This window comes from Saccharospirillum impatiens DSM 12546 (assembly GCF_000423605.1).
In the GTDB taxonomy this organism is placed as follows: Bacteria; Pseudomonadota; Gammaproteobacteria; order Pseudomonadales; family Natronospirillaceae; genus Saccharospirillum; species Saccharospirillum impatiens.
Genome location: NZ_AUIH01000008.1, coordinates 19,264 through 39,442, shown reverse-complemented (window position 1 = coordinate 39,442; position 20,179 = coordinate 19,264). Strand labels below are relative to the sequence as shown.

17 protein-coding genes are annotated in these 20,179 nt (G+C 54.9%); 8 read left to right on the top strand and 9 right to left on the bottom strand.

What is annotated here, in order from left to right; all coding sequences use genetic code 11:
* Positions 1 to 2 precede the first annotated feature (2 nt).
* Both cydB and G565_RS0107545 read right to left on the bottom strand, forming a co-directional pair.
* Positions 3 to 1,007, bottom strand: coding sequence for a cytochrome d ubiquinol oxidase subunit II (cydB, locus tag G565_RS0107550; protein WP_028670382.1), 1,005 nt, complete (start codon positions 1,005 to 1,007; stop codon positions 3 to 5).
* A complete protein-coding gene (locus tag G565_RS0107545) occupies positions 1,007 to 2,410 on the bottom strand; it encodes a cytochrome ubiquinol oxidase subunit I (RefSeq protein WP_028670381.1) in 1,404 nt (467 codons plus the stop codon). Before G565_RS0107545 ends, cydB begins: the two co-directional genes overlap by 1 nt.
* A 204-nt stretch (positions 2,411 to 2,614) precedes the next feature.
* Between G565_RS0107545 and G565_RS0107540 the strand changes: the two genes are divergently transcribed.
* Complete coding sequence (locus G565_RS0107540; RefSeq protein ID WP_425413969.1) at positions 2,615 to 3,244, top strand: peroxiredoxin; 630 nt, start codon at positions 2,615 to 2,617, stop codon at positions 3,242 to 3,244.
* 57 nt (positions 3,245 to 3,301) lie between these two features.
* On the opposite strand, the gene G565_RS0107535 is transcribed toward G565_RS0107540, so the two are convergent.
* Positions 3,302 to 4,504, bottom strand: a complete 1,203-nt coding sequence (locus G565_RS0107535) for an NAD(P)/FAD-dependent oxidoreductase (protein WP_028670379.1) — start codon at positions 4,502 to 4,504, stop codon at positions 3,302 to 3,304.
* Positions 4,505 to 4,634: 130 nt separating this feature from the next.
* Positions 4,635 to 6,929: a GGDEF domain-containing protein gene (locus G565_RS23385; RefSeq protein ID WP_051207549.1), complete on the bottom strand. Its 2,295-nt coding sequence runs from the start codon at positions 6,927 to 6,929 to the stop codon at positions 4,635 to 4,637.
* A 387-nt stretch (positions 6,930 to 7,316) separates the two neighbouring features.
* Here G565_RS23385 and G565_RS0107525 point away from each other — a divergent pair, with 387 nt between their 5' ends.
* Complete coding sequence (locus tag G565_RS0107525) at positions 7,317 to 7,874, top strand: Hsp20/alpha crystallin family protein (RefSeq protein ID WP_028670378.1); 558 nt, start codon at positions 7,317 to 7,319, stop codon at positions 7,872 to 7,874.
* Between the two features lie 86 nt (positions 7,875 to 7,960).
* On the opposite strand, the gene G565_RS0107520 is transcribed toward G565_RS0107525, so the two are convergent.
* Positions 7,961 to 9,472: an FMN-binding glutamate synthase family protein gene (locus tag G565_RS0107520; RefSeq protein WP_028670377.1), complete on the bottom strand. Its 1,512-nt coding sequence runs from the start codon at positions 9,470 to 9,472 to the stop codon at positions 7,961 to 7,963.
* Between the two features lie 138 nt (positions 9,473 to 9,610).
* Between G565_RS0107520 and G565_RS0107515 the strand changes: the two genes are divergently transcribed.
* Entirely contained in the window at positions 9,611 to 10,840 is a 1,230-nt protein-coding gene (locus G565_RS0107515; RefSeq protein ID WP_028670376.1) for a bifunctional alpha/beta hydrolase/OsmC family protein, read from the top strand.
* A gap of 11 nt (positions 10,841 to 10,851) precedes the next feature.
* Here G565_RS0107515 and G565_RS0107510 read toward each other — a convergent pair whose 3' ends face one another.
* The 4 genes from G565_RS0107510 to G565_RS0107495 all read right to left on the bottom strand — a co-directional run bounded on the left by G565_RS0107510 (position 10,852) and on the right by G565_RS0107495 (position 15,116).
* The gene (locus G565_RS0107510) at positions 10,852 to 12,051 is read right to left on the bottom strand and encodes a multidrug effflux MFS transporter (RefSeq protein ID WP_028670375.1); all 1,200 of its coding nucleotides are present in this window, start codon (positions 12,049 to 12,051) and stop codon (positions 10,852 to 10,854) included.
* Positions 12,052 to 12,341: 290 nt separating this feature from the next.
* Positions 12,342 to 12,797 (bottom strand): GAF domain-containing protein, encoded by a 456-nt coding sequence (locus G565_RS23380; RefSeq protein WP_037338201.1) that lies wholly within the window; start codon positions 12,795 to 12,797, stop codon positions 12,342 to 12,344.
* Between the two features lie 86 nt (positions 12,798 to 12,883).
* Positions 12,884 to 14,470 carry an ABC transporter substrate-binding protein gene (locus G565_RS0107500; protein ID WP_028670374.1) on the bottom strand — a complete coding sequence of 529 codons (1,587 nt, stop codon included), beginning with the start codon at positions 14,468 to 14,470 and terminating at the stop codon, positions 12,884 to 12,886.
* 37 nt (positions 14,471 to 14,507) lie between these two features.
* Positions 14,508 to 15,116 carry a helix-turn-helix domain-containing protein gene (locus tag G565_RS0107495; protein WP_028670373.1) on the bottom strand — a complete coding sequence of 203 codons (609 nt, stop codon included), beginning with the start codon at positions 15,114 to 15,116 and terminating at the stop codon, positions 14,508 to 14,510.
* 96 nt (positions 15,117 to 15,212) lie between these two features.
* Between G565_RS0107495 and G565_RS0107490 the strand changes: the two genes are divergently transcribed.
* The 5 genes from G565_RS0107490 to pepQ are packed head-to-tail and all read left to right on the top strand — an operon-like array spanning position 15,213 to position 20,085.
* Positions 15,213 to 16,289: an ABC transporter permease gene (locus G565_RS0107490; RefSeq protein ID WP_084649275.1), complete on the top strand. Its 1,077-nt coding sequence runs from the start codon at positions 15,213 to 15,215 to the stop codon at positions 16,287 to 16,289.
* A complete protein-coding gene (locus G565_RS0107485) occupies positions 16,286 to 17,191 on the top strand; it encodes an ABC transporter permease (RefSeq protein WP_211227143.1) in 906 nt (301 codons plus the stop codon). The genes G565_RS0107490 and G565_RS0107485 overlap by 4 nt, the downstream gene beginning before the upstream one ends.
* Positions 17,188 to 18,021 carry an ABC transporter ATP-binding protein gene (locus tag G565_RS0107480; protein ID WP_028670370.1) on the top strand — a complete coding sequence of 278 codons (834 nt, stop codon included), beginning with the start codon at positions 17,188 to 17,190 and terminating at the stop codon, positions 18,019 to 18,021. The genes G565_RS0107485 and G565_RS0107480 overlap by 4 nt, the downstream gene beginning before the upstream one ends.
* Before the next feature lies 1 nt (position 18,022).
* Positions 18,023 to 18,745, top strand: a complete 723-nt coding sequence (locus G565_RS0107475; protein ID WP_028670369.1) for an ABC transporter ATP-binding protein — start codon at positions 18,023 to 18,025, stop codon at positions 18,743 to 18,745.
* A gap of 35 nt (positions 18,746 to 18,780) precedes the next feature.
* Positions 18,781 to 20,085, top strand: a complete 1,305-nt coding sequence (gene pepQ / locus G565_RS0107470) for a Xaa-Pro dipeptidase (protein WP_028670368.1) — start codon at positions 18,781 to 18,783, stop codon at positions 20,083 to 20,085.
* Positions 20,086 to 20,179: the final 94 nt, after the last annotated feature.

Sequence of the window (20,179 nt, the reverse complement as noted above, 5' to 3'; positions counted from 1 at the left end):
TGTCAGTGATAACCCATGCCCGCCTTAACCTTGCCGCGAAATACCCAATAGGTCCAGGCGGTGTACATCAATACAAAGGGAATCACGAACAGCAGACCAATCAACAAAAAGAGTTGCGATTCACCGGCCGAAGCCGCATCCCACAAGGTGTAACTGGGTGGCACGATGTAGGGCAACTTACTGGCTGCCAGCCCCAGATAGGTGAAGACAAAGATTCCCATGGTGGCGACAAATGGCAATGCTTCCTGCCGTTTAATCAGTGCTCTGACCAGAATGGCCATGGAGATCAACGCGCCCACTGGCAATAGCCAGATCAGGCTAAGCTGATCGAACCAGCGTGACATCACCATTGGGTCCATCAGCGGTGTCCAGATGCTGATCACGATAAATACCGCGACAACCATAACCAGCAATCTGGGGGTAATGCGATACGCCCAGTCTTGCAAGGCACCTTCGGTTTTCAGTATAAGCCAGGTACTGCCAAGCAGAGCGTAACCGGCAATCATGCCAAGCCCGGTCAGCACAGTGAAGGGGGTCAGCCAGTCAAAGGCACCACCGACGTAGCGGAAGTTTTCAGTTTCAAACCCCTGAATATAGGACCCTACGACCGCTCCCTGTGCGAAGGTTGCCAGGATCGAACCGACCGAGAATGACCAACTCCACAGATACTTGGAGGTGCGTGCCTTAAACCGGAATTCAAAGGCAACACCCCGGAAGATAAGCCCGGCCAGCAACACAAAAACACCCAGATAAAGCGCCGGTAAAAAGACGGTGTAAACCAGTGGAAAGGCCGCCAGTAAGCCTGCTCCGCCCAGAACCAGCCAGGTCTCGTTGCCATCCCAGACCGGAGCCACGGAATTCATCATGGTATCCCGGTCCTGTTCGTTGCGCGCAAAGGGAAACAGAATGCCCTGGCCGAGATCAAAACCATCCATCAGCACGTACATGATGATGCCAAAACCGATGATACCCGCCCAGATGGGCACAAGATCAAACATGGATTCCATTATCGGGCTCCTTCTTCAAAGGGAACATCCACTGCGGACAGCGGGCGCTTGGCGCGGTGTGAGGGCGCATCTTCCTGTTCGGTCGCCGGTTGGCTTTCCATGCCATCGCGCAAAAGTCGCATCAGGTAATACAGGCCTGCGATAAAGATAATGGCATAGACAAGCACATAGCCAATCAGAGTGGTCAGTGCCATCCAGCCCTGGAGGGACGGGGTTAATCCTTCCTCAAATCGCATGATGCCGTAGATCAGCCAGGGACCCCGTCCAATTTCTGTTGTGAACCAACCAGCGAGCACAGCAACAAACGGGGTAATACTCATGAGCCTCAGTGAATGCAGATACCAGCGAGTGTTGTATACAGCGCCGTTTCGTCTCAGGATCAAGCCGGCAACGGCGGTTGCAATCATCAGCAAACCCAACCCGACCATCACGCGAAAAGACCAGAAAACGGGCCAGACCGGAGGCTGATCTTCCCGGGCAATCTGATCAAGACCCGGGACAATACCGTTTACATCGTGCGTCAGAATCCAGCTTGCTGCGCCAGGTATACCAATCTCAAACCGGTTGCTCTGTGTTTCCTGATCCGGCCAGGCAAAGAGTAGCAACGGGACATTGCTTCGTGTTTCCCAGTTACCTTCCATAGCTGAAACCTTGGCGGGCTGATGCTCCAGCGTATTGAGGCCATGCAGGTCCCCAACCCAGGCTTGCAGGGGCGCGATAAGCAGCAGTAGCCAGAGTGTCATCGACAACGCCGCCCGATTTGCCCTGACCTCGCGACCAAGTAGCAGATACCAGGCACTGACACCTGCCACTACAAAACCGGCAGTCAGGAATGAAGCCAGCGCCATATGAGCAAATCGATAGGGCAGGGAAGCATTGAAAATGGCGTCCATCCAGGAAGTAACATACAGCAGGTCGCCTCGCATCTCGACGCCGGCTGGTGTTTGCATCCAGCTGTTGGCTGATAGTATCCAAAACGACGAAATGAAAGTCCCGGTGGCGACCAAAATGGCCGACAACAGGAAAACGCCGGGTGGCACCTTACCCCGACCGAACAACAAGACGCCCAGAAAAGCGGCTTCAAGGAAAAAGGCGGTAACAACCTCATAACTCAGGATCGGACCGAGAAAGTTGGCGCTTGTGTAGGAGAAATTGCTCCAGTTAGTGCCGAACTGAAATGCCATCACGATGCCAGACACCACACCCATGCCGAACACTACGGCAAACACCCGGGTCCAGAAACGCGACAGTATCGACCAGACCGGGTTGTCGGACTTATAGGCAAAGCCTTCAAGTACGGCGATGTAAGAGGCCAGACCGATCGTAAAGACCGGAAAGATGGCGTGGAAAGAGACAACAAATGCAAATTGCAGTCGGGACAGAAATAGGGGGTCGAGTTCCATGACATACCTCTGAGGAAATAGTTTTGACAGTATATATTAGTTATATTTCATATTATTGACCATGATCAAGGTTGGTTGCCATAGGCAGTTGCTATGATGTGGATAGTCCAGCAAGCGGTTTAATTATTAGGATTATCTAATATAGTGGATTCATGGATGGCCTGTCGGCCATACCGATTCAGTCAACCAACGATCAGGAGCAAGATGATGACGTTACGATTAGGCGATACCGCACCCGACTTTACTGTTGAAACCACGGAAGGGAAGATTACATTCCACGAATGGCTGGGTGATTCCTGGGCATTTTTCTTCAGCCACCCGGCCGACTTTACGCCAGTGTGTACTACCGAAATGGGTCGCACAGCGCAGCTGTCTGGCGAGTTTTCCAAGCGCAATACCAAGCCTTTGGGTCTGTCTACCGACACTGTCGAAGAACACAACAAGTGGATCTTTGACGTGAATGACACCCAGAACACGACGTTGAATTTCCCCATTGTTGCTGATGCCGATCATGCCATTGCTCAACTCTATGACATGATTCACCCAGGTGAGAGTGAAACGGCAGCAGTGCGCTCTGTATTCATCATTGACCCGAAGAAAAAAATTCGACTGACCATGACGTATCCGATGTCTGTCGGTCGTAATTTTGACGAGATTCTGCGGGTGATCGACGCACTGCAACTGGGCGATGCCAAACGCATTGCAACACCGGCCGACTGGCGTCCGGGTGGCGATGTCATCATCCCGCCGTCAATCAGTGACGAAGAAGCCAAGGACATTTTTCCGCAAGGCTGGAACGAGATCCGTCCTTACCTGAGAACCACCAAGGTTTAACGGAGCGTTTCGCAAAAAAAACCCCGGATGTCCGGGGTTTTTTTTGTTCGGTATGGTTCACGGGTTGGTTTTTACCAGCCATTCCCTGCCGCGCATCATCAGGTTCCAGTATACCCAGGGGAAACCGGTTGTTTTCATCCACCAGTACAGACTGCGCGGTACCCTGGGGTCTAGCGGAAAGCTGGGTTTGAGGCTGCCGCCATAACCAAACTCCGCGAGTACGACTTTCCCGACTTCCACGGTCAACGGACAAGCACCATAGCCATCGTAAACGCCCGGCATGGATTGTTGTTTTCGCACAGCCAACAGATTATCGGCCACGATTGGAACCTGCTTGCGCACTGCAGCTGCGGTCTTGGCGTTGGGCGCCGAGCATACATCACCCAGCGAGAACACATTGGCAAAGCGGGTGTGCTGAAGCGTCTTCTGATCGACATCGACCCAGCCAGCGTCGTTGGCCAGAGAGCTGCCGGCGACAACATCGGGTGCGCATTGCGCAGGCGTCACATGCAGCAGGTCGAAATGAGTCTCCGTCACACTGCCATCCCCCTGTTTGAACCAGGCTTTTTTGGCCGGCCCATCAACCTTGATCAGCGTACTGCCATAACAGGTGTCAATGCCGTACTTCTTAACATAACTTTCCAACACCGGTACAAATTCGCCAACCCCGAACAGGACGGCACCGGCATTGTGAAACTCAACATCGACGCCGGACAGTCGATGCTCTTTTAGCCAGTAATCGCAACTGAGGTACATCGCTTTCTGAGGCGCACCAGCACACTTTATGGGCATGGGCGGCTGGGTAAATAGAGCCCGGCCGGATCTGAGTTGCTGTACCTGCTCCCAGGTGTAGGCAGACAACTCGGTTACGTAGTTCGAAGTGACGCCATTCTGGCCAAGCGTTTCACTCAACCCCTCAATACCCTCGATATTCAACTTGAGACCCAGGCTAACAATCAGGTGTTCGTAAGTCAGCGTGTCGCCATTGTCGAGTGCAACCTCATTTGATTCAGGCTTGAACTCAGTAACCGAGGCTTTTATCCAGTCGACATTGGCTGGAATGAAAGACCGGGTTGGTCGTTTGAGCTGTTCCAGTGACATGACTCCGCGACCCACCAGTGTTTGCCCGGGCTGATATACATGCGTTTCCGAAGGCTCAATGATGGCGATGGTCAGGCTGGAGTCGCGCTGCTTCAACGAGGCGGCAACTGATATTCCGGCAGCCCCACCACCGGCGATCACTATCTGATAGGTTTTCATCCTGTTCCCCTTGTGGGTAAGCGACTGATTCACATTGATTGAGAGAGTTTTGTCACTTTAATTTAGAAACATCTAATATAAGGAAGGATAGTGTGCATTCCGCAGTACGTCAACTGTGCGCATCATAAGGTCAGTTTGTTGGCTCCGGTAGGTTACTGGGGGCTGGCCGGGCCGGGATACAAACCCGGTTGCGGCCGGTTTCCTTGGCGCGGTACAGGGCATTATCGGCCAGAACCAGCAATTCATCGGGGTCGGCGCAATGCTCCGGCCAGGTCGCGATACCGGCGGACAATGTCAGGTGACCCAAGCCCCGGTTCTCATGAATGATCGGTATCTGATTGACAGCAATCAGAATGTCACCAGCCAGTACTTCGGCATCCGCCGAGTTTGCACCGGGTAGAATGGCGATGAATTCCTCGCCCCCATAGCGGCATATGACATCGGTTTCTCTAAACCGGCTGCGCATGGTGTCGGCGACCAGACGCAGGGCCCCGTCACCGGCCTGATGACCGTAGCGATCGTTGAACTCCTTAAAGTGATCCAGGTCGACCATAATGAAGCTCAGAGGCGTTTGGGTTCGCAGGGCAATGGCCGATTCACGGGCATAGAGCTCATTGAAAAAACGCCTGTTTTTCAAGCCAGTGAGCGAGTCTTCATAAGACAGCGTTTCCAGGCGTTGCCGCAGGATTACACTCGACAACAGAACTCCCACCTTGTCCATTGCCTGACGGATCGATTGAAACAGGTGTCCGCGCCCGCTGCGGCGTTCACCCGCCGCGACCTGTTCAGGCAATGCAATGATCAGCAGACCCAGGACATCGCTGCCGCGGTCAACATCTTCGACGGCAATTGGAAAGGCCCAGTATGGGTGCCCGTCAAGGTTGATTCGTGCCTGACTCATCGGATCAAGATAGGTTGATGGCTTGGCGTTGTTTATCTTCTTGTGGGGCCAGGCTTCGGGCAAGCCCAGCTCATGTTCACCCCACTGCGCCAGCAGGATAAAATCCGGGGTGTCATTCAGGCGACGATACAGAGCGCCAACCAGTGGCTGGGTATAAGCTGGCAAGTCGCTGGCCAGGTTGTCGAAGCCTTGCTCGAGTGTCTGACTGGCATGCAAGCGGGTAACCAGGTCATTCAACAACAGGTTTTTTTCGTGTTCATACGACAGAATCCGGGTGCGCAGTCGTTCTTCATTGGCCAGTGATTCGAGTTTACGTGTGCGCTCGTCGACTTTCAGTTCCAGTTGCTGATTGAGGGCATGCAGTTCCTGGCGGGTCTGATGATACTGGCGCAGCGATATTAGACTGATAACCACAGAAAACGCGAGCCCACCCCAGCTCAGCGGGGTTTGATTCCAGGGTAAGAAACCATGGGCGACCGCCATGTCAGTGATCAACAAGGCTGAATATAGGGCAAAGCTGGCAATAATAGCCTGTTGTTCCCGGTTGACCTTACGCAGGTTGGGCATAACTAAAATGAACAGGGTTGTCAGTGTTGCCAGTAATAGAAAGTCAAACACATAAAATGCGGATGGCAGAATGATAAAACCCAGCAAAGACAAACCCAGTGCGCCGACCAGATACAGCAGATGACCTTGCCAGAGTCTGCGTATCAACCGGAATCTGGTTTCAGGCAACCATTGTTCAAGTAACAGGCTAATGGCCACGGGCAGCATGAAATAGGCACCGGCGGCGACATAGTCCCACGCGATAGGCTGGTAGAACAACAGAAGGCTGGCGGGGCTTTCAGCGGTTACCATCAGGGCCGACGACAATGAAAACAATCCCACACTGACAAAGGTTCTTCGCTGGGTTTCAATCAATGCAAAAAACAACGCCAACACGGCAATCAGCAGGGAAAAAGCGCTGGCCGCCAGGGCATCGGCTGAACTCACCAGCAACGTCAGCACCTGATCCTGGCGAGAGTTAATCTTTACTTCACCCCACAATCCGATGTCGCTGTAGCTGGAATAGATGCGGAAATAAAGTGGCTTGCCCTGAAAGCCTTCAGGGAGCGTTATCATGTGCCAGGGCCAGCCCTCGAATGAGCCCTGACCCTGATCGTCGAAGGTGCCGTATTGATAGATTTTTTCGCTATCCAGGTAGACTTCCGTAATCAGGTCAACGCTGTAAATATAGAGGATGGGCTCCCACCATTGGCTATCTGGCAGGGTGACCCGGTACCAGACATTGGTTTGTCCGTTGCGCCCGGGCGGGTTGGAGGGGAAGTCGATGGATTGCCAGGTTTCGCTACCGGGTGGATCCTGACTCCACATCGGAACACCATCCTCTGTGAACGGTGAATCACCCCAGCGGTATTGCCATCCTTCATCCAGTGTCATGGCCGGAGACAGGGCGTGTGCACCCAACGCCAGTGACCAAACCAAAGGCAGCGCCCACAGTGCTCTGAGAAATGCGTTGACCATAGTGGCTTGGGCACCTGGAACGTTTGAACATTAGCCTTTGATTATAGATGGGAATAGCCCGTTTGCCCCAATAAATCGTCCTGAAAAGGCTTTTGAGCAACCCCGCTATTCGCACCTAGTCCGATCAAAGGTGGGCATGCCATATCGTGGAGCGCTGACGCCGCGACCTGAAGGCGTGTTCCTGTGTGAATTGTGTCGCTTTGTTAGAGATGACGGGATGTTGATCTGGATCAATGGTTCGCGCAATAGTCGGTCTAGTCTGTGAACTGAAGTCACGGGTATGGTGCTGGTCTGTTGCGGTGTTTCAGTGACGAATCCCGAACTGGAGATTCCTGATACCGGTTGTGGTGTTCGGGATCAAATAGGCACTAACGACAGGATAAGACCATGGAAAACACACATCAATCCCAATCAAAGCTGGCTCCCAAAAACTGGTTCAAACATCAGGATAGCCGCGAATTGTCCGCCATTGATCGACGCAAGCCGCTGTTTTCATTGATACGCATGCGCGATGACATGGACCGGCTGTTTGATCAGGCATTTGGTAGTACTCAACTGCCGAGCCTGTTCGATGATTCCGACTGGTTCGCTGACAGTACAGACATGCTCAGACCCAACGTTGATATTGCCGAGCGTAAAGACACCTATGTCATTACCGCGGAAGTGCCTGGTGTCGAGGAAGCAGATCTGAAACTGACTCTGGAGCAGGACTGTCTGGTGATCAGCGGAGAAAAGCACTCGGAACATGAGGATACGAAAGACAAAAGGGTGCATCGGGTTGAGCGCAGCTACGGTCAGTTTAGACGAGTGCTGGCGTTGCCTTCTGACGCCAAGGTCGACGATGTTGTTGCTCGTTTCAAGAACGGTGTGCTGACGGTGACCATTGGCCGCGACCTCAGTCAGGCCAGTTCACGGCGTCAGATCAAGATTGAAAAAGCTGAGTGACCTCTGCGTGATGCCCACCGCCTGAACATTGGGTGGTGGGCATCGATTGCCCGACAACTGGCGGACGATACCTGTCAACGACGCCCCTATTTAACGCTATGGAGGGGTATCCGGTTCTGGTAAAAATGATCCAGCGGTGCTGAAAACCCACTGTCAGTAACCATTCTTACGTGTTTGCGTTCCAGTTCCGACGGACCGGGAACACCGCATGAGTGAGCAATCATCTCCAGGAAATACACCATCTGCTGATGATATTGAGCAACCCGTGCAGCTTTGTCAGCCGGTACCAGGCCTCTCTGCAACTGTGGATTGTGAGTGGTTACACCGGTCGGGCAGGTGTTTCTATTGCACTGCAACGCCTGTATACAGCCCAGCGAAAACATGAATCCGCGTGCCGAGACCACATAATCCGCTCCGGTGGCCAGTGCCCAGGCTACCTTGCTGGGAACCATGAGTTTGCCCGATGCGATGACCCGTATGCGGTCCCTCAGCCCGCTGGCTATTAATTGGTCGACCAGCCATGGCAGGCTTTCCCTGACGGGTAAGCCAATATAGTCCATCAGTGGTTGCGGGGCTGCCCCGGTGCCACCGTCGGCACTGTCGAGGGTGATAAAATCCGGTGCGGACTCCGGGCCTCGTTCACGGATCAACTCAAACAAAGCCACCAGCCAGTCGGTATCACCCAGCACACATTTGAACCCGACCGGCTTGCCGGTGATGTCACGAATTCGGTGAATCATGGCGAGCAGGTCGTTATTTGACGCTATGTCGAGGTGTCGGTTCGGGCTGATTGAATCTTCACCGACGGTGATGCCTCTAACCTGAGCGATCTCATGGGTCACTTTATCGCCCGGTAAAATGCCTCCTTTGCCGGGTTTTGCGCCCTGGCTCAGTTTGATTTCAAACATCTTCACCTGATCATGGCCGGCAATCTCTCGCAGTTTGCTGTCGCTGAGTTGGCCTTCCAGATCCCGGGCACCGTATTTTGCCGTACCTAACTGAAAAACCAGGTCGCAACCCCCTTCGAGGTGAAATGAAGATAGCCCCCCTTCGCCGGTGTTCATCCAGCAACCGGCCGTCTTCGCACCCTGCGACAATGCCCGAACCGCAGGTTTCGATAAGGCGCCATAGCTCATCCCGGATATGTTAAAAAAAGAATTCGGCTCATAGGGCTGGCGGCAGTGCGGACCTATGAGTTTGGGTTTCCAGCGGGAGGCGGTGTCACTCAACGTGGGAAAAGCCGAGTTCATGAACATCATGGTCCCGGTTGGTTCCAGTGAGCGTGTTGAGCCAAAGGCGATGGTGTTGTCGAGGTTTTTGGCGGCACGATACACCCAGCTGCGTTCAGCCCGGTTGAACGGCAGTTCTTCGCGATCCATGGCAAAAAAATACTGACGAAAAAACTCGCCGAGGTGTTCAAAGAAGTATCTGAAGCGCCCAATCACCGGGTAGTTGCGGCGGATTGTGTGTTTACTCTGGTTGCGATCAATAACGTACAGGATTGCAATGGTGACCAGACCGGCCGCCAGGGCCAATAGAATCAGCAGACCGACCGCAGCCAAAACGGTCGATCCCAGGCTCATTAAATTGCTACTCATTCGGCATCCTCATCTTGCTTTGTCGATTGGGTCCTATCAGCCTATCAAATTTTCGTCTGTCGGGCCTGGATGGCCGGGATCTTTGCTCCCTATGCTAAGGTGGTTACCAGAATCGACCTTTCATTGCAGGAGCCTTTCATGTCACGCAGCAAAGTAGAGTTTACTAACCGGGACGGGCACACCCTGACCGGCGCTCTGGAACAACCGGATTCGGGGCCGGCCAGGGTGATGGCACTGTTTGCGCATTGTTTCACGTGCGGGAAGGATGTGATCGCAGCCAGTCGTATCTCCAGCGAATTGGCCGACAAGGGCATAGCCGTGTTCCGCTTTGACTTTACCGGCCTGGGTGGCAGCGATGGTGATTTTGGCAACACCAATTTCAGCTCCAATGTCGAAGACCTGCTGGATGCGGCCGACTTTCTCAAAGAGCACTATCAGGCTCCGACGTTGCTGATTGGTCACAGCCTGGGCGGTGCGGCGGCGCTCGTCGCTGCCAATCGGCTGGATTCGATAGAAGCCGTGGTGACCATTGCCGCCCCGGCAACGCCGTCTCACGTTAAACATCTGTTTGCCGACCAGCACTGTGATCTGGAACGCGATGGCCAGGCGGAAGTGGATATTGGCGGGCGTCATTTCAACATACGAGCCCAATTGCTGGACGATCTGGCTGACTGGTCATCGCGGAACCTGGTGGCAAGCCTGCGCAAACCCTTGCTGCTGTTTCATTCCCCGGTCGACAAGGTGGTGCCCATTAGCGAAGCGGCGGATCTGTATCAGGCGGCCATGCATCCGAAGAGTTTCGTGTCCCTGGATGATGCCGACCATTTATTGTCGAAACGAGCCGACTCCGATTATGTTGCGGCTACACTGGCTGCCTGGGCCAGTCGTTATCTCGACTTTGAGCATGAAGCACTGCCAGATGAACGTCCGCCCGTGGCGGACGGCGATGTCCTGGTTACGGAACAGGATGCTCGCTTTTTGCGCGGCCTCTACACCCACAACCATCAGGTGTTGGCCGATGAGCCAGCCAGTCAGGGCGGTACAGACCAGGGGCCGACGCCTTATGACCTGTTGCTTATGTCGTTGGGTGCCTGCACGTCAATGACGCTGCGCATGTATGCCAACCACAAATCACTGGATGTAAAAGACATACGGGTTCGCTTGCGCCATTCACGCATCCACGCGCAGGACTGCCGTGACTGTGAAACCCAAACGGGACAGATAGAACAGCTCGAACGTCACATTACCTTTCAGGGGCAATTGACCGATGCTGAACAGAAACGGTTTATTGAAATAGCGGATCGGTGCCCAGTGCATCGTACCCTCAAGCGTGAGATCCACATCACGACTGAGGGCAGCCAGGAATAAAGAGTCACCCGTTAGGTTATTGCCGGCAAGCGAATGCGAGCAGCGAAGCCCCAGCCAAAAATGGCGACGGCAAGGCCGCAAAACCAGATGCCCAGCGCCATCGGCAGCGGCGAACCATCCATGGCCTGGCCCAACCAGAGTCCGATCAGAAACGAGACGATCACCATGACCAGGCTGCTCAGTGCCGACGCTGCGCCGGCGGCGTGCGGGAAGGGCCCCATGACACCACTCTGGGCGCAAGGCTGGTTGATGCCATGCCCGACCATAAAGACGTAGAACGGCAACAACAAAGCCCAGAGTGAGGTGAATCCCAGCACGACCAGCAGGATCATCAGTGAACTGCCCACGAAGGCGAACAGGCCACCGACCACAACCGTGCGTTGAATACTGATGCGCAGCAGCAGCCGTCGGCACAGCAATGTGCCACCGATGTAGGAAGCCGACATCGAAAACATGATGATGCCATAGTGCGTTGCAGACAGGTTCAGATAGCCAATAAACACAAAGGATGACGACGCCAGAAAGACATAGAGGCCGCCATAGGTGGCCGCCTGCAACAGCGCGTAAGACCAGAAAGTGTGGTGAGTCAGAATGCCTCGCCAGGTGCGCAACAGGTGGCTGGGTTTCAGCGATTGCGTACGGGGTTCTCGCAGCGTCTCGTCCAGGCGAAGGGCGATCAGCAGCAATACCGCAAAACTGAACAGAGCCAGAAACACAAAGGTAAACTGCCAGCCAAAGTGGGCTGTCAGCAGAGCCCCCGTGGGGGCTGAAATGCAGGCGAGTACACCCAGGCCAGAAAGCCCCCGGCTGAGAGCGTGAGCAGCCTGAACCGGATCATCAAACAAATCGCGGACCAAGGCCCGGGCACACATGACAGCAGCTCCCAGTGCGATTCCCTGAACCAGCCGCCAGCCAATCAGCCATTCCATGGCCGGCGCCAGGGCAGCGCCCACAGCCGACAAAGCGTACAAGCCCAACCCGGCCAGTAGCACCGGCCGACGGCCATAGCGGTCAGACACCGGGCCCCAGACCAGTTGGGAGGCACCAAACGCCAGCAACATCACCGAGAGCGTAAGCTGGGCATGGGCAACGGTGGTATCGAACGAGGCGGTGATGTAGGGCAGGGCAGGTAGGTACAGATCAGTTGTGAACGGCTGCAAACCCAGCAATAGCGTCAGGATCAGAATCAGAAAAGCGGGGTTTACAGACATTAAAACGACATTCCTTGCGGGTTAGTGTTACAGAAGCTGCACTATATCGCAGATTCTGCGCGGTCGCTGGAACGCTGCTGTCTGGCTGGGTGAACGACCGACAATCGTGATGGTTTTGAGGTCGAATGACACCTTCTTTATAGGTGATCTTTACCTGGCTTTATGGTCACTGAGGTGTTGAAAGTCTGGCAGAGAAGGCAGCATTAACCGGAGCTTAGACTTGTTGCGCAATGCAAGTCCAAAAAGCCGGGCCTGTTTGAGCCCCGGCAGGTCATGGACAGTGAAAAGCCTTAATTCAACTCGGCAGCCAGTGCGGTGACCAGGGCATCGTGATTGGCTGCAACCAGGTTTTGCAAAGCGGCGACCCGGTCGGGCGTGAAGTGGTCTTTGGCATCGAGAAAATTGACGGTACCGACGACTTTACTGTCTTCAATGACCGGTACGTTCAGCACAGATTCACAGCCCAGGGAGTTGATCAGTGGGTGGTCTGAAAACACATCGGAAAACCCCTCGGTCGAATTGGCGATAAATGGCTTATGGTTAACAATAACCTGCTCACTCCAGCGATCTTGCCGCATTGGTTTGGAACCGGTTGCCGGGTAGTCGATTGGGTGAGACGTATAAGCCCTGCGCGCCAATCCGGCCTCGTTATCCAGAACCATAACTGTGAACAGCCTTGCACCAGCTGCTTCTTCGGCTTTTTGATGCAGTGCTTTATAAATTGAAACGGATGAATCAAGTGTCATTGCGTATCCAGAATTCAGTCAAAAAAAGGGGGCGCCGGAGCACCCCAAGTCTTACTTTATGAAGGTAAAATCCTACCTGTGCTCGCTTACTTGGTGACCAGACGATAGAACACATAGTCGGAAATGGCGCCGTTAACAAAGCCTTGCACATCGTCGGTCATAGCAACCTGTTTGGTCGCTTGAAACATGATCACGATGGGTGACGATTGTTGAACACCGCGCTGCAGTTGTTTGTACATTTCCAGACGCTCGTCAGCATCCTGTTCACGCAGCGCCGCCATGGTCATCTCGTTCATCTCATCAGACGGCTGCCAGCCATTGCGCCAGGTTGTTGTGCTCTGGTAATTGTCATCTGAATTGTCGCTGTTGTAAGAAAACGCTTTGGCGTTCGAATGCGGGTCCATGAAGTCCGGGCCCCAATACAGCAACATCGCTTCGTGCGTGCGTGCACGGTATTTGGTGATGACCTGAGCACCGGTGCCGGGCAGAATCTCAAAGTTCAGACCCACGGGAGCAAAAGTAGCCTGCAGAGCCTGGGCCATGTCGGTAAACGGTGCCGAGTTGATCACATCCAGCGTCATGGTCATGGGCAGTTCAAAACCGGCGTCTTCCAGAATCTGGCGGGCGCGTTCCGGGTCGTAATCATACGGTGTCTCGGTGACAGCGCCCGGGAACCCGGCTGGCCAAAAGGCTTGATGTACGCGCATTTGACCGTTCAGGAAGGAGTCGGCCATGCCGTTGTAATCAACCAGGTAACGAGCTGCTTCCCACAGTGCTTCTGATGTCAGGGCGTCATTTTTCTGGTTGAACGACAGAAAGTGAACCGCTGCCTGAGGAAACGTCTCAATCTTAACGTCGTCGTTGTCGGCCAGGCCACTGACCTGATCCGGTGTCAGGTTCATGGCAATGTCGGCATCGCCCGAGGTCAGCAGCAAGCGCTGGGTGGCGGCTTCAGCCACATGACGAATGATGACGGAATCCATGGCGGGTGCACCGGCAAAGTAATCCGGATTGGCGTCCATGATCAACAGTTCTGCCGGGCGGTAAGTGCGCAGCTTGAACGGTCCCGTACCGGCGGAATTGCGGTTTAGCCAGTTGTTGCCCATGTCGCCATCGACGGCCTGGGCTTTCACCGTTTCGGCGTCTACAACAGAAGCCGGGCGTGAGGCCAGGACGTTCATGACAAAGGAGGGGGCAAACTCACCTTCATAGCGAACGGTGATCTGGTTGCCGTCGGCGGTGACCATGTCCAGGACGTTGTCTGGCGTCCAGCCCAGCTGTGTCAGGATGAACGCAGGTGCTTTGTTCAACTTGATGACACGTTCAAAAGAGTAAAGCACGTCTTCGGCGCGCAGAGGGTTACCGGAGTGAAACGTCACGTCATCGCGCAAGGTGAACACGATTTCTTTGTTGGCCGCATCAATCTCCCAATCGGTAGCCAGGCCGGCTACCAGAGTTGTGGTGTCATCGGCATCGTATTGAATCAACTGGTCGTAGACATTGGCTACAAATTCACCGGATGAAAATTCATAGGCCTGGGCCGGGTCAATGCTGACGATGTCATCGATGTTTTGCGCGACGACCAACGCATTGTCGGGCGTGGCGGCCGATGCATAAGTACCGGTCAGCGTCAGCAGCGCGGCAGCTGCGACGGTTTTAAAGCGGTTAACCATAGTTATAGTTCTCCAGAGTGTTTACCGTTTCCATCGGTTAATCCCGTGCTAGCGGGGTTCTTTTTTGGCCAATCAATCGGGGTGAGGTGCCGGTCCAGACCATGCGAGCCGGTACGTCTCCAATGTTGGCAAAACTGTGGGGTGTATCGCCCATGAAATGCAGGGTGTCTCCTGCGTTCAGTACAAAGGTACTGTCGCCGAGCGTCTGTCGGACCGTGCCTTCGAGCAGCACGATCAGCTCTTCCCCGGCGTGCTTGGTGAGTTCGGAGCTATAGCCCACCGGAATGTGAATCATGAGTGATGTCAGGGTGCCCCCGGGCAGGTCGGTCGACAAACCCTCGTACTGCAACGATGAATCGGCAATCGCGAACCGCTCCCGCTCCTGACCGCGGGTAATGCTGTCGTTGGCGCGCGGTGTGGCAATGAAGTACTCGATGCTCACGCCCAGAGCCGATGCCAATTGAGCCAGGGTACCCAGCGACGGGGTGCCCTTGTCCCGCTCTACCTGACTGAGGAACCCGACCGATATACCCGCCTGGTCACTCAACGCCTGCAGCGTGAGCCCGGCCCGGCGTCTCAAATCACGGATACGCTGGCCGCTTAAAGGCGGTTTTTCGGGGGCTTGAGCCGGTCTGGGGTCGTTCATCGGGCTACCTGTTTTTGTGAAAGTAATTTGACACTAGTAAAAAAATTTAGTTAAGTCAAAAAATGTTTTCTATAACAAGATAGGATTTTGTCCTCCATGAAAAGCCTTGTGCTGAAAAACTCATCCTCTGACGATGTCTGGCAAAGGCGACGCCAGCGATCGCTGCGTTGGCTGAAATCGCTGGGTGGCTTTGCGGCCACCATTGCGATGACTTTCCTCGGCTTGTTAGCTATTACCTTTGTGATCGGGCGTGTAGTTCCTATCGATCCGGTGCTGGCTGTGGTCGGTGATCGTGCCCCACAAGACGTCTATGACGCGGTGCGGGCTGAGATGGGGCTCGATAACCCCTTGATCGTTCAGTTCGTTCACTACGTTGGCGCCGTACTCAGTGGTGACCTGGGGATGGCTGTTACCAGCCAGCGCCCGGTCGCTGAAGAGCTGGCAAGAGTGTTTCCGGCCACCCTGGAGATGGCTACCCTGGGCATTTTGATTGGTGTGCTGGTTGGCGTACCAGCCGGTGTTTTGGCGGCAGCCCGGCAAGGCAGTTGGGTCGATCAGGTAATCCGGGTGCTCGGTTTGGCCGGTTACGCCATTCCCGCTTTTTGGCTGGGTCTGGTCGGGCTGGCATTTTTCTACGCAAACCTGGGTTGGGTCGGTGGACCCGGACGGGTCGATATTTTCCTGGAAGGGTTGGTGCCGAGCGTCACCGGGTTGTTGTTGGTCGACAGCATCTTGTCTGGCGACTGGGCGGTGTTTCGCAGTGCCTGGTCACACATAATACTGCCGGCGATGATTCTGGGCTTTTTCAGCTTGGCTTACATCGCACGAATGACGCGATCCTTCATGCTTGAACAGCTCAGTCAGGAGTATGTAATCACTGCACGAGTGAAGGGAGCACCGGAACGGGTTGTGATCTGGCGCCATGCGTTCAGGCCGATTCGTATTCAACTGGTGACGGTGATCGGGCTATCTTTTGCACAGCTACTGGAAGGCTCGGTGATGATTGAGACGGTTTTTTCCTGGCCAGGTATTGGTAATTACCTGACCAGTGCCTTGCTAAACGCCGACATGAATTCTGTATTGGGCGCCACTCTGGTCATCGGGGCGGTGTTTATCGGGGTCAACAAGGTCTCTGATCTGTTGTATCGCATTCTTGATCCGAGGGCACGATGATGCAGCTGTCACATACCTGGTTATTGGATGAAAATCCGGAAACCCGCTTTCAGGCGGGTGCCGGTCAAACCTATCGCATGGTTCGGGCTCTGCTGCGCAATCCGCTGGCGGTGGTCGGGCTGGTGATTATTATTGGCCTGTTGATCGTTGCAGCGTTTGCACCGGTACTTGCTCCCTATTCGCCGATCGAAAGTAACCTGGGTGCACGCTTGCTGGCACCGTCGGCAGATCATTGGATGGGCACCGACGAGCTCGGCCGGGACATTCTCTCGCGCATTATTCATGGCGCGCGCATCACCCTGATGATCGTCTTGATGGTGGCCGTTATTTCAGCACCTATTGGCCTTTTGGTAGGCACCGTCGCCGGTTATTTTGGCGGCTGGGTCGATCGGGTGCTCATGGGCCTGACGGATGTTTTCCTGTCGATGCCGAAATTGATTCTGGCGCTGGCGTTTGTCGCTGCCCTGGGGCCGGGTATTGAAAACGCTGTCATTGCCATTGCTATTACGGCCTGGCCGGTATACGCACGCATCGCCCGGGCAGAGACACTGACCTTTCGCAATGCAGAGTTCATTTCGGCAATTCAGATGCAGGGTGCCAGTCACACCCGGGTCATTTTCCGGCACATTATGCCGCTGTGCCTGTCGTCCACCATTGTTCGGGTAACGCTGGATATGGCCGGCATCATTCTGACCGCCGCCGGGCTTGGCTTTCTTGGGTTGGGCGCGCAGCCACCACTTCCCGAGTGGGGGGCTATGATCTCCAGTGGTCGGGCGTTCATTCTTGATCAGTGGTGGGTGGCGACCATGCCGGGGTTTGCCATCGTGATCGTCAGCCTCGGTTTTTGCCTCTTTGGCGATGGCTTACGCGACGTGCTTGACCCTCGCAACAGGACACGATGATGAGTTTACTGAACATAGAAAATCTGCGCGTCAGCTTTCCCACCGAACAGGGCCCAGTCGAGGTTGTTAAGGGCATCAGTTTTGAACTCGGTCGCGAGCGCTTGGGTATTGTTGGCGAAAGCGGTTCGGGCAAATCGATGACCGGCCGTGCCATTCTCCGCCTGATTGACAAGCCCGGAATCGTGACCGCCGACAAGATGGAATTCGACGGACTCGATCTGACAACACTGCCCAACAAGCAAATGCGCGCCTTGCGTGGTGCGCGTATTTCCATGGTCATGCAGGATCCGAAGTTTTCGCTGAATCCTGTCATACGCATCGGCGATCAGATTGCGGAGGTGCTCAGCTTTCACAGTAAGCTGAACGCCCGGCAACGACGGGCCCGTGTGCTGGAATCCCTGGAAGCGGTTCGAATCACTGACCCGGAACGGGTGTACAAGCTGTATCCGCATGAAGTATCCGGTGGCATGGGGCAGCGCATCATGATTGCCATGATGGTCATTCTGGAGCCGGATCTGATGATCGCCGATGAACCGACCTCGGCACTGGATGTATCGGTGCAGGCACAGGTGCTTGATATCATGGACGACCTGGTGACTCGCACCGGCATGGGTCTGATCATCATCAGTCACGACCTGAACATGGTGGCCCGGTATTGCGACCGCATTCTGGTCATGTTCAACGGTGAGATCGTTGAGACATGTGCGGCAAGTGAACTGGCCAATGCTAAGCATCCCTATACGCAGGGTTTGCTCGCCTCGATGCCGACACTCGACGAACACAGAAACCGTTTGCCGGTGCTGGATCGCGATCAGTTGGGGAGTGTGTGACATGATCGATCTCAAGCATCTGTCCATCGCCTACGGTGAAACCTCGGTGGTCAAAGACGTCAGTCTGCACGTACCGGAAGGCGGCAGCTTCGCCCTGGTTGGCGAAAGTGGTTCGGGTAAGTCCACCATTCTGAAAGCCATTGCCGGCCAAATTACCAATTGGACTGGCCGGATTCGACTGGGCGATCACGATTTGCAACAGGGGCGTGACCCGGCGCTGATCCGTCTGTGCCAGATGGTGTTTCAGGACCCGTTTGGCTCCCTGCACCCGCGCAAAACGGTGGATACCATTCTCAGTGAACCGCTCAGTATTCACGGTTTGGGCGATCAGAACAGACGCGTTCTGGAAACTCTGGATGCTGTTGGTCTCGCTCGTAAATTTCGCTTTCGCCTGCCGCATCAACTGTCCGGCGGGCAGCGACAGCGGGTGGCCATCGCCCGGGCGCTGATGCTGGATCCGCCAGTGATGTTGCTCGATGAACCCACTTCCGCGCTGGATGTTTCGGTGCAGGCTGAGGTGTTGAACCTGCTGAAAACACTGCGCGAGCAGCGTGGGCTGACCTATTTTCTGGTGACACACGACTTACCCGTGGTGTCATTTCTGTGCGACAACCTGGGCATTCTCCGACAAGGCGAATTGGTTGAGTTGGCGACTGTAGAGCAACTCAAGCAACAACGGTTCAGCAGTGAGTACGGCAACGAGTTGCTGTCGAAGAGTTATTAATACAAACGGGCGTATGATCAGCCTCAGGAGATTCCATGAACACACAACACTACAGCCGCCATTTGGCGACATTGATGGAGCGTTACCAGCAAGCACTGGAAGCAACCGGGTACGATCAGGTCGTGATCAGCGCAGGCAGTCTGGTGATGGTTGCAGAAGACGACCGGGCCTATCCTTTTACGCCGCGAGCCTATGCACAGCAGTGGTTGCCCTACGATGTTCTGCCCGATACCTTTATTGTGTTTACACCGGGTGACAAACCCCGGTTACTCTGGCCCGCGCGTCAGGATTTCTGGCACATCACACCGACCGAACCGACGGGCGACTGGACCGGCATGTGGCATCTGCAACCGGCCACCCGCCTGGATGACTGGCTGCCGTCCCTGACGGGTCGAACCGCCTGGATTGGGCCCGAGCATCCGGCGCTGGCACAGAACAAACCGGGTCTTGAGATCAACCCGGCCGCTTTGACGTCAGCATTAGCCTATACACGCGCCTATAAAACCGATTTTGAAGTGGACTGTCTGGCCGAGGCAAACGTTCGTGCCGTGCGAGGACACCGGGCGGCGCGTGACGCTTTTTTTTCGGGCCAGTCAGAAGCGGGCGTGTACCGGGACTATCTGGCCGCCAGCGGTCAACTGGAAAGTACCGAGCCCTACAGTGGCATCATTGCCCTGAACGAATCGGCAGCGACTCTGCATTATGAGCGCCGCTCGTTCGACGTTCCGGCGACGCATCGCACCCTGTTGATCGACGCCGGTGCCAAGGTGAACGGCTATGCCAGTGATATCACCCGAACCCACACAACCGATACCGGTCGGTTCGCTGAGTTGCTCGCGGGTGTCGATGCGTTGCAACAGGACATTAACGCAGCCATCAAACCTGGCGTGAAGATGACCGACTTGCACCGCATAACCCAGGCGGGTATTGCCGGATTGCTGAACCACCACAAGCTGTGCAGTTTGTCTGTTGACGAACAGCTCAGTAAGAACATACCCCGGGCATTTTACCCACATGGCCTGGGTCACTTGCTCGGCCTACACGTTCATGATGTAGGCGGGCATCAGCAATCGGTGCAAGGCGACGTGCGCAACGATCCGGAAAATCCTTTTCTGCGGCTGACGCGTACACTGGAAGAAGGGATGGTGATTACCATTGAACCCGGTCTGTATTTTATCCCTATGTTACTGAACAAACTGATCAACGCTGAACCGGCTCATGGCTTGAATCTGGCATTGATCGAGCAATTGAAACCCTTTGGTGGTGTCCGCATTGAAGACAACATCGTGGTCACTGGCAACGGTCACCGCAATCTGACCCGGGAAGCCTTTGGCGATTGATGTCTGGCTGAGCCACCTAGGGCCGGCAGGTATGTTAAGCCGGCTCCTTTGATACTGTTGTTACGAGTAGCTGATTCTGGCGATGTTCAGCAGC

What these genes read in the sequence shown, in the direction of transcription:
- cydB (WP_028670382.1), bottom strand. Translation starts at nt 1,007, where the DNA reads ATGGAATCCATGTTTGATCTTGTGCCCATCTGGGCGGGTATCATCGGT.
- G565_RS0107545 (WP_028670381.1), bottom strand. Translation starts at nt 2,410, where the DNA reads ATGGAACTCGACCCCCTATTTCTGTCCCGACTGCAATTTGCATTTGTT.
- G565_RS0107540 (WP_425413969.1), top strand. Translation starts at nt 2,615, where the DNA reads ATGATGACGTTACGATTAGGCGATACCGCACCCGACTTTACTGTTGAA.
- G565_RS0107535 (WP_028670379.1), bottom strand. Translation starts at nt 4,504, where the DNA reads ATGAAAACCTATCAGATAGTGATCGCCGGTGGTGGGGCTGCCGGAATA.
- G565_RS23385 (WP_051207549.1), bottom strand. Translation starts at nt 6,929, where the DNA reads ATGGTCAACGCATTTCTCAGAGCACTGTGGGCGCTGCCTTTGGTTTGG.
- G565_RS0107525 (WP_028670378.1), top strand. Translation starts at nt 7,317, where the DNA reads ATGGAAAACACACATCAATCCCAATCAAAGCTGGCTCCCAAAAACTGG.
- G565_RS0107520 (WP_028670377.1), bottom strand. Translation starts at nt 9,472, where the DNA reads ATGAGTAGCAATTTAATGAGCCTGGGATCGACCGTTTTGGCTGCGGTC.
- G565_RS0107515 (WP_028670376.1), top strand. Translation starts at nt 9,611, where the DNA reads ATGTCACGCAGCAAAGTAGAGTTTACTAACCGGGACGGGCACACCCTG.
- G565_RS0107510 (WP_028670375.1), bottom strand. Translation starts at nt 12,051, where the DNA reads ATGTCTGTAAACCCCGCTTTTCTGATTCTGATCCTGACGCTATTGCTG.
- G565_RS23380 (WP_037338201.1), bottom strand. Translation starts at nt 12,797, where the DNA reads ATGACACTTGATTCATCCGTTTCAATTTATAAAGCACTGCATCAAAAA.
- G565_RS0107500 (WP_028670374.1), bottom strand. Translation starts at nt 14,470, where the DNA reads ATGGTTAACCGCTTTAAAACCGTCGCAGCTGCCGCGCTGCTGACGCTG.
- G565_RS0107495 (WP_028670373.1), bottom strand. Translation starts at nt 15,116, where the DNA reads ATGAACGACCCCAGACCGGCTCAAGCCCCCGAAAAACCGCCTTTAAGC.
- G565_RS0107490 (WP_084649275.1), top strand. Translation starts at nt 15,213, where the DNA reads ATGAAAAGCCTTGTGCTGAAAAACTCATCCTCTGACGATGTCTGGCAA.
- G565_RS0107485 (WP_211227143.1), top strand. Translation starts at nt 16,286, where the DNA reads ATGATGCAGCTGTCACATACCTGGTTATTGGATGAAAATCCGGAAACC.
- G565_RS0107480 (WP_028670370.1), top strand. Translation starts at nt 17,188, where the DNA reads ATGATGAGTTTACTGAACATAGAAAATCTGCGCGTCAGCTTTCCCACC.
- G565_RS0107475 (WP_028670369.1), top strand. Translation starts at nt 18,023, where the DNA reads ATGATCGATCTCAAGCATCTGTCCATCGCCTACGGTGAAACCTCGGTG.
- pepQ (WP_028670368.1), top strand. Translation starts at nt 18,781, where the DNA reads ATGAACACACAACACTACAGCCGCCATTTGGCGACATTGATGGAGCGT.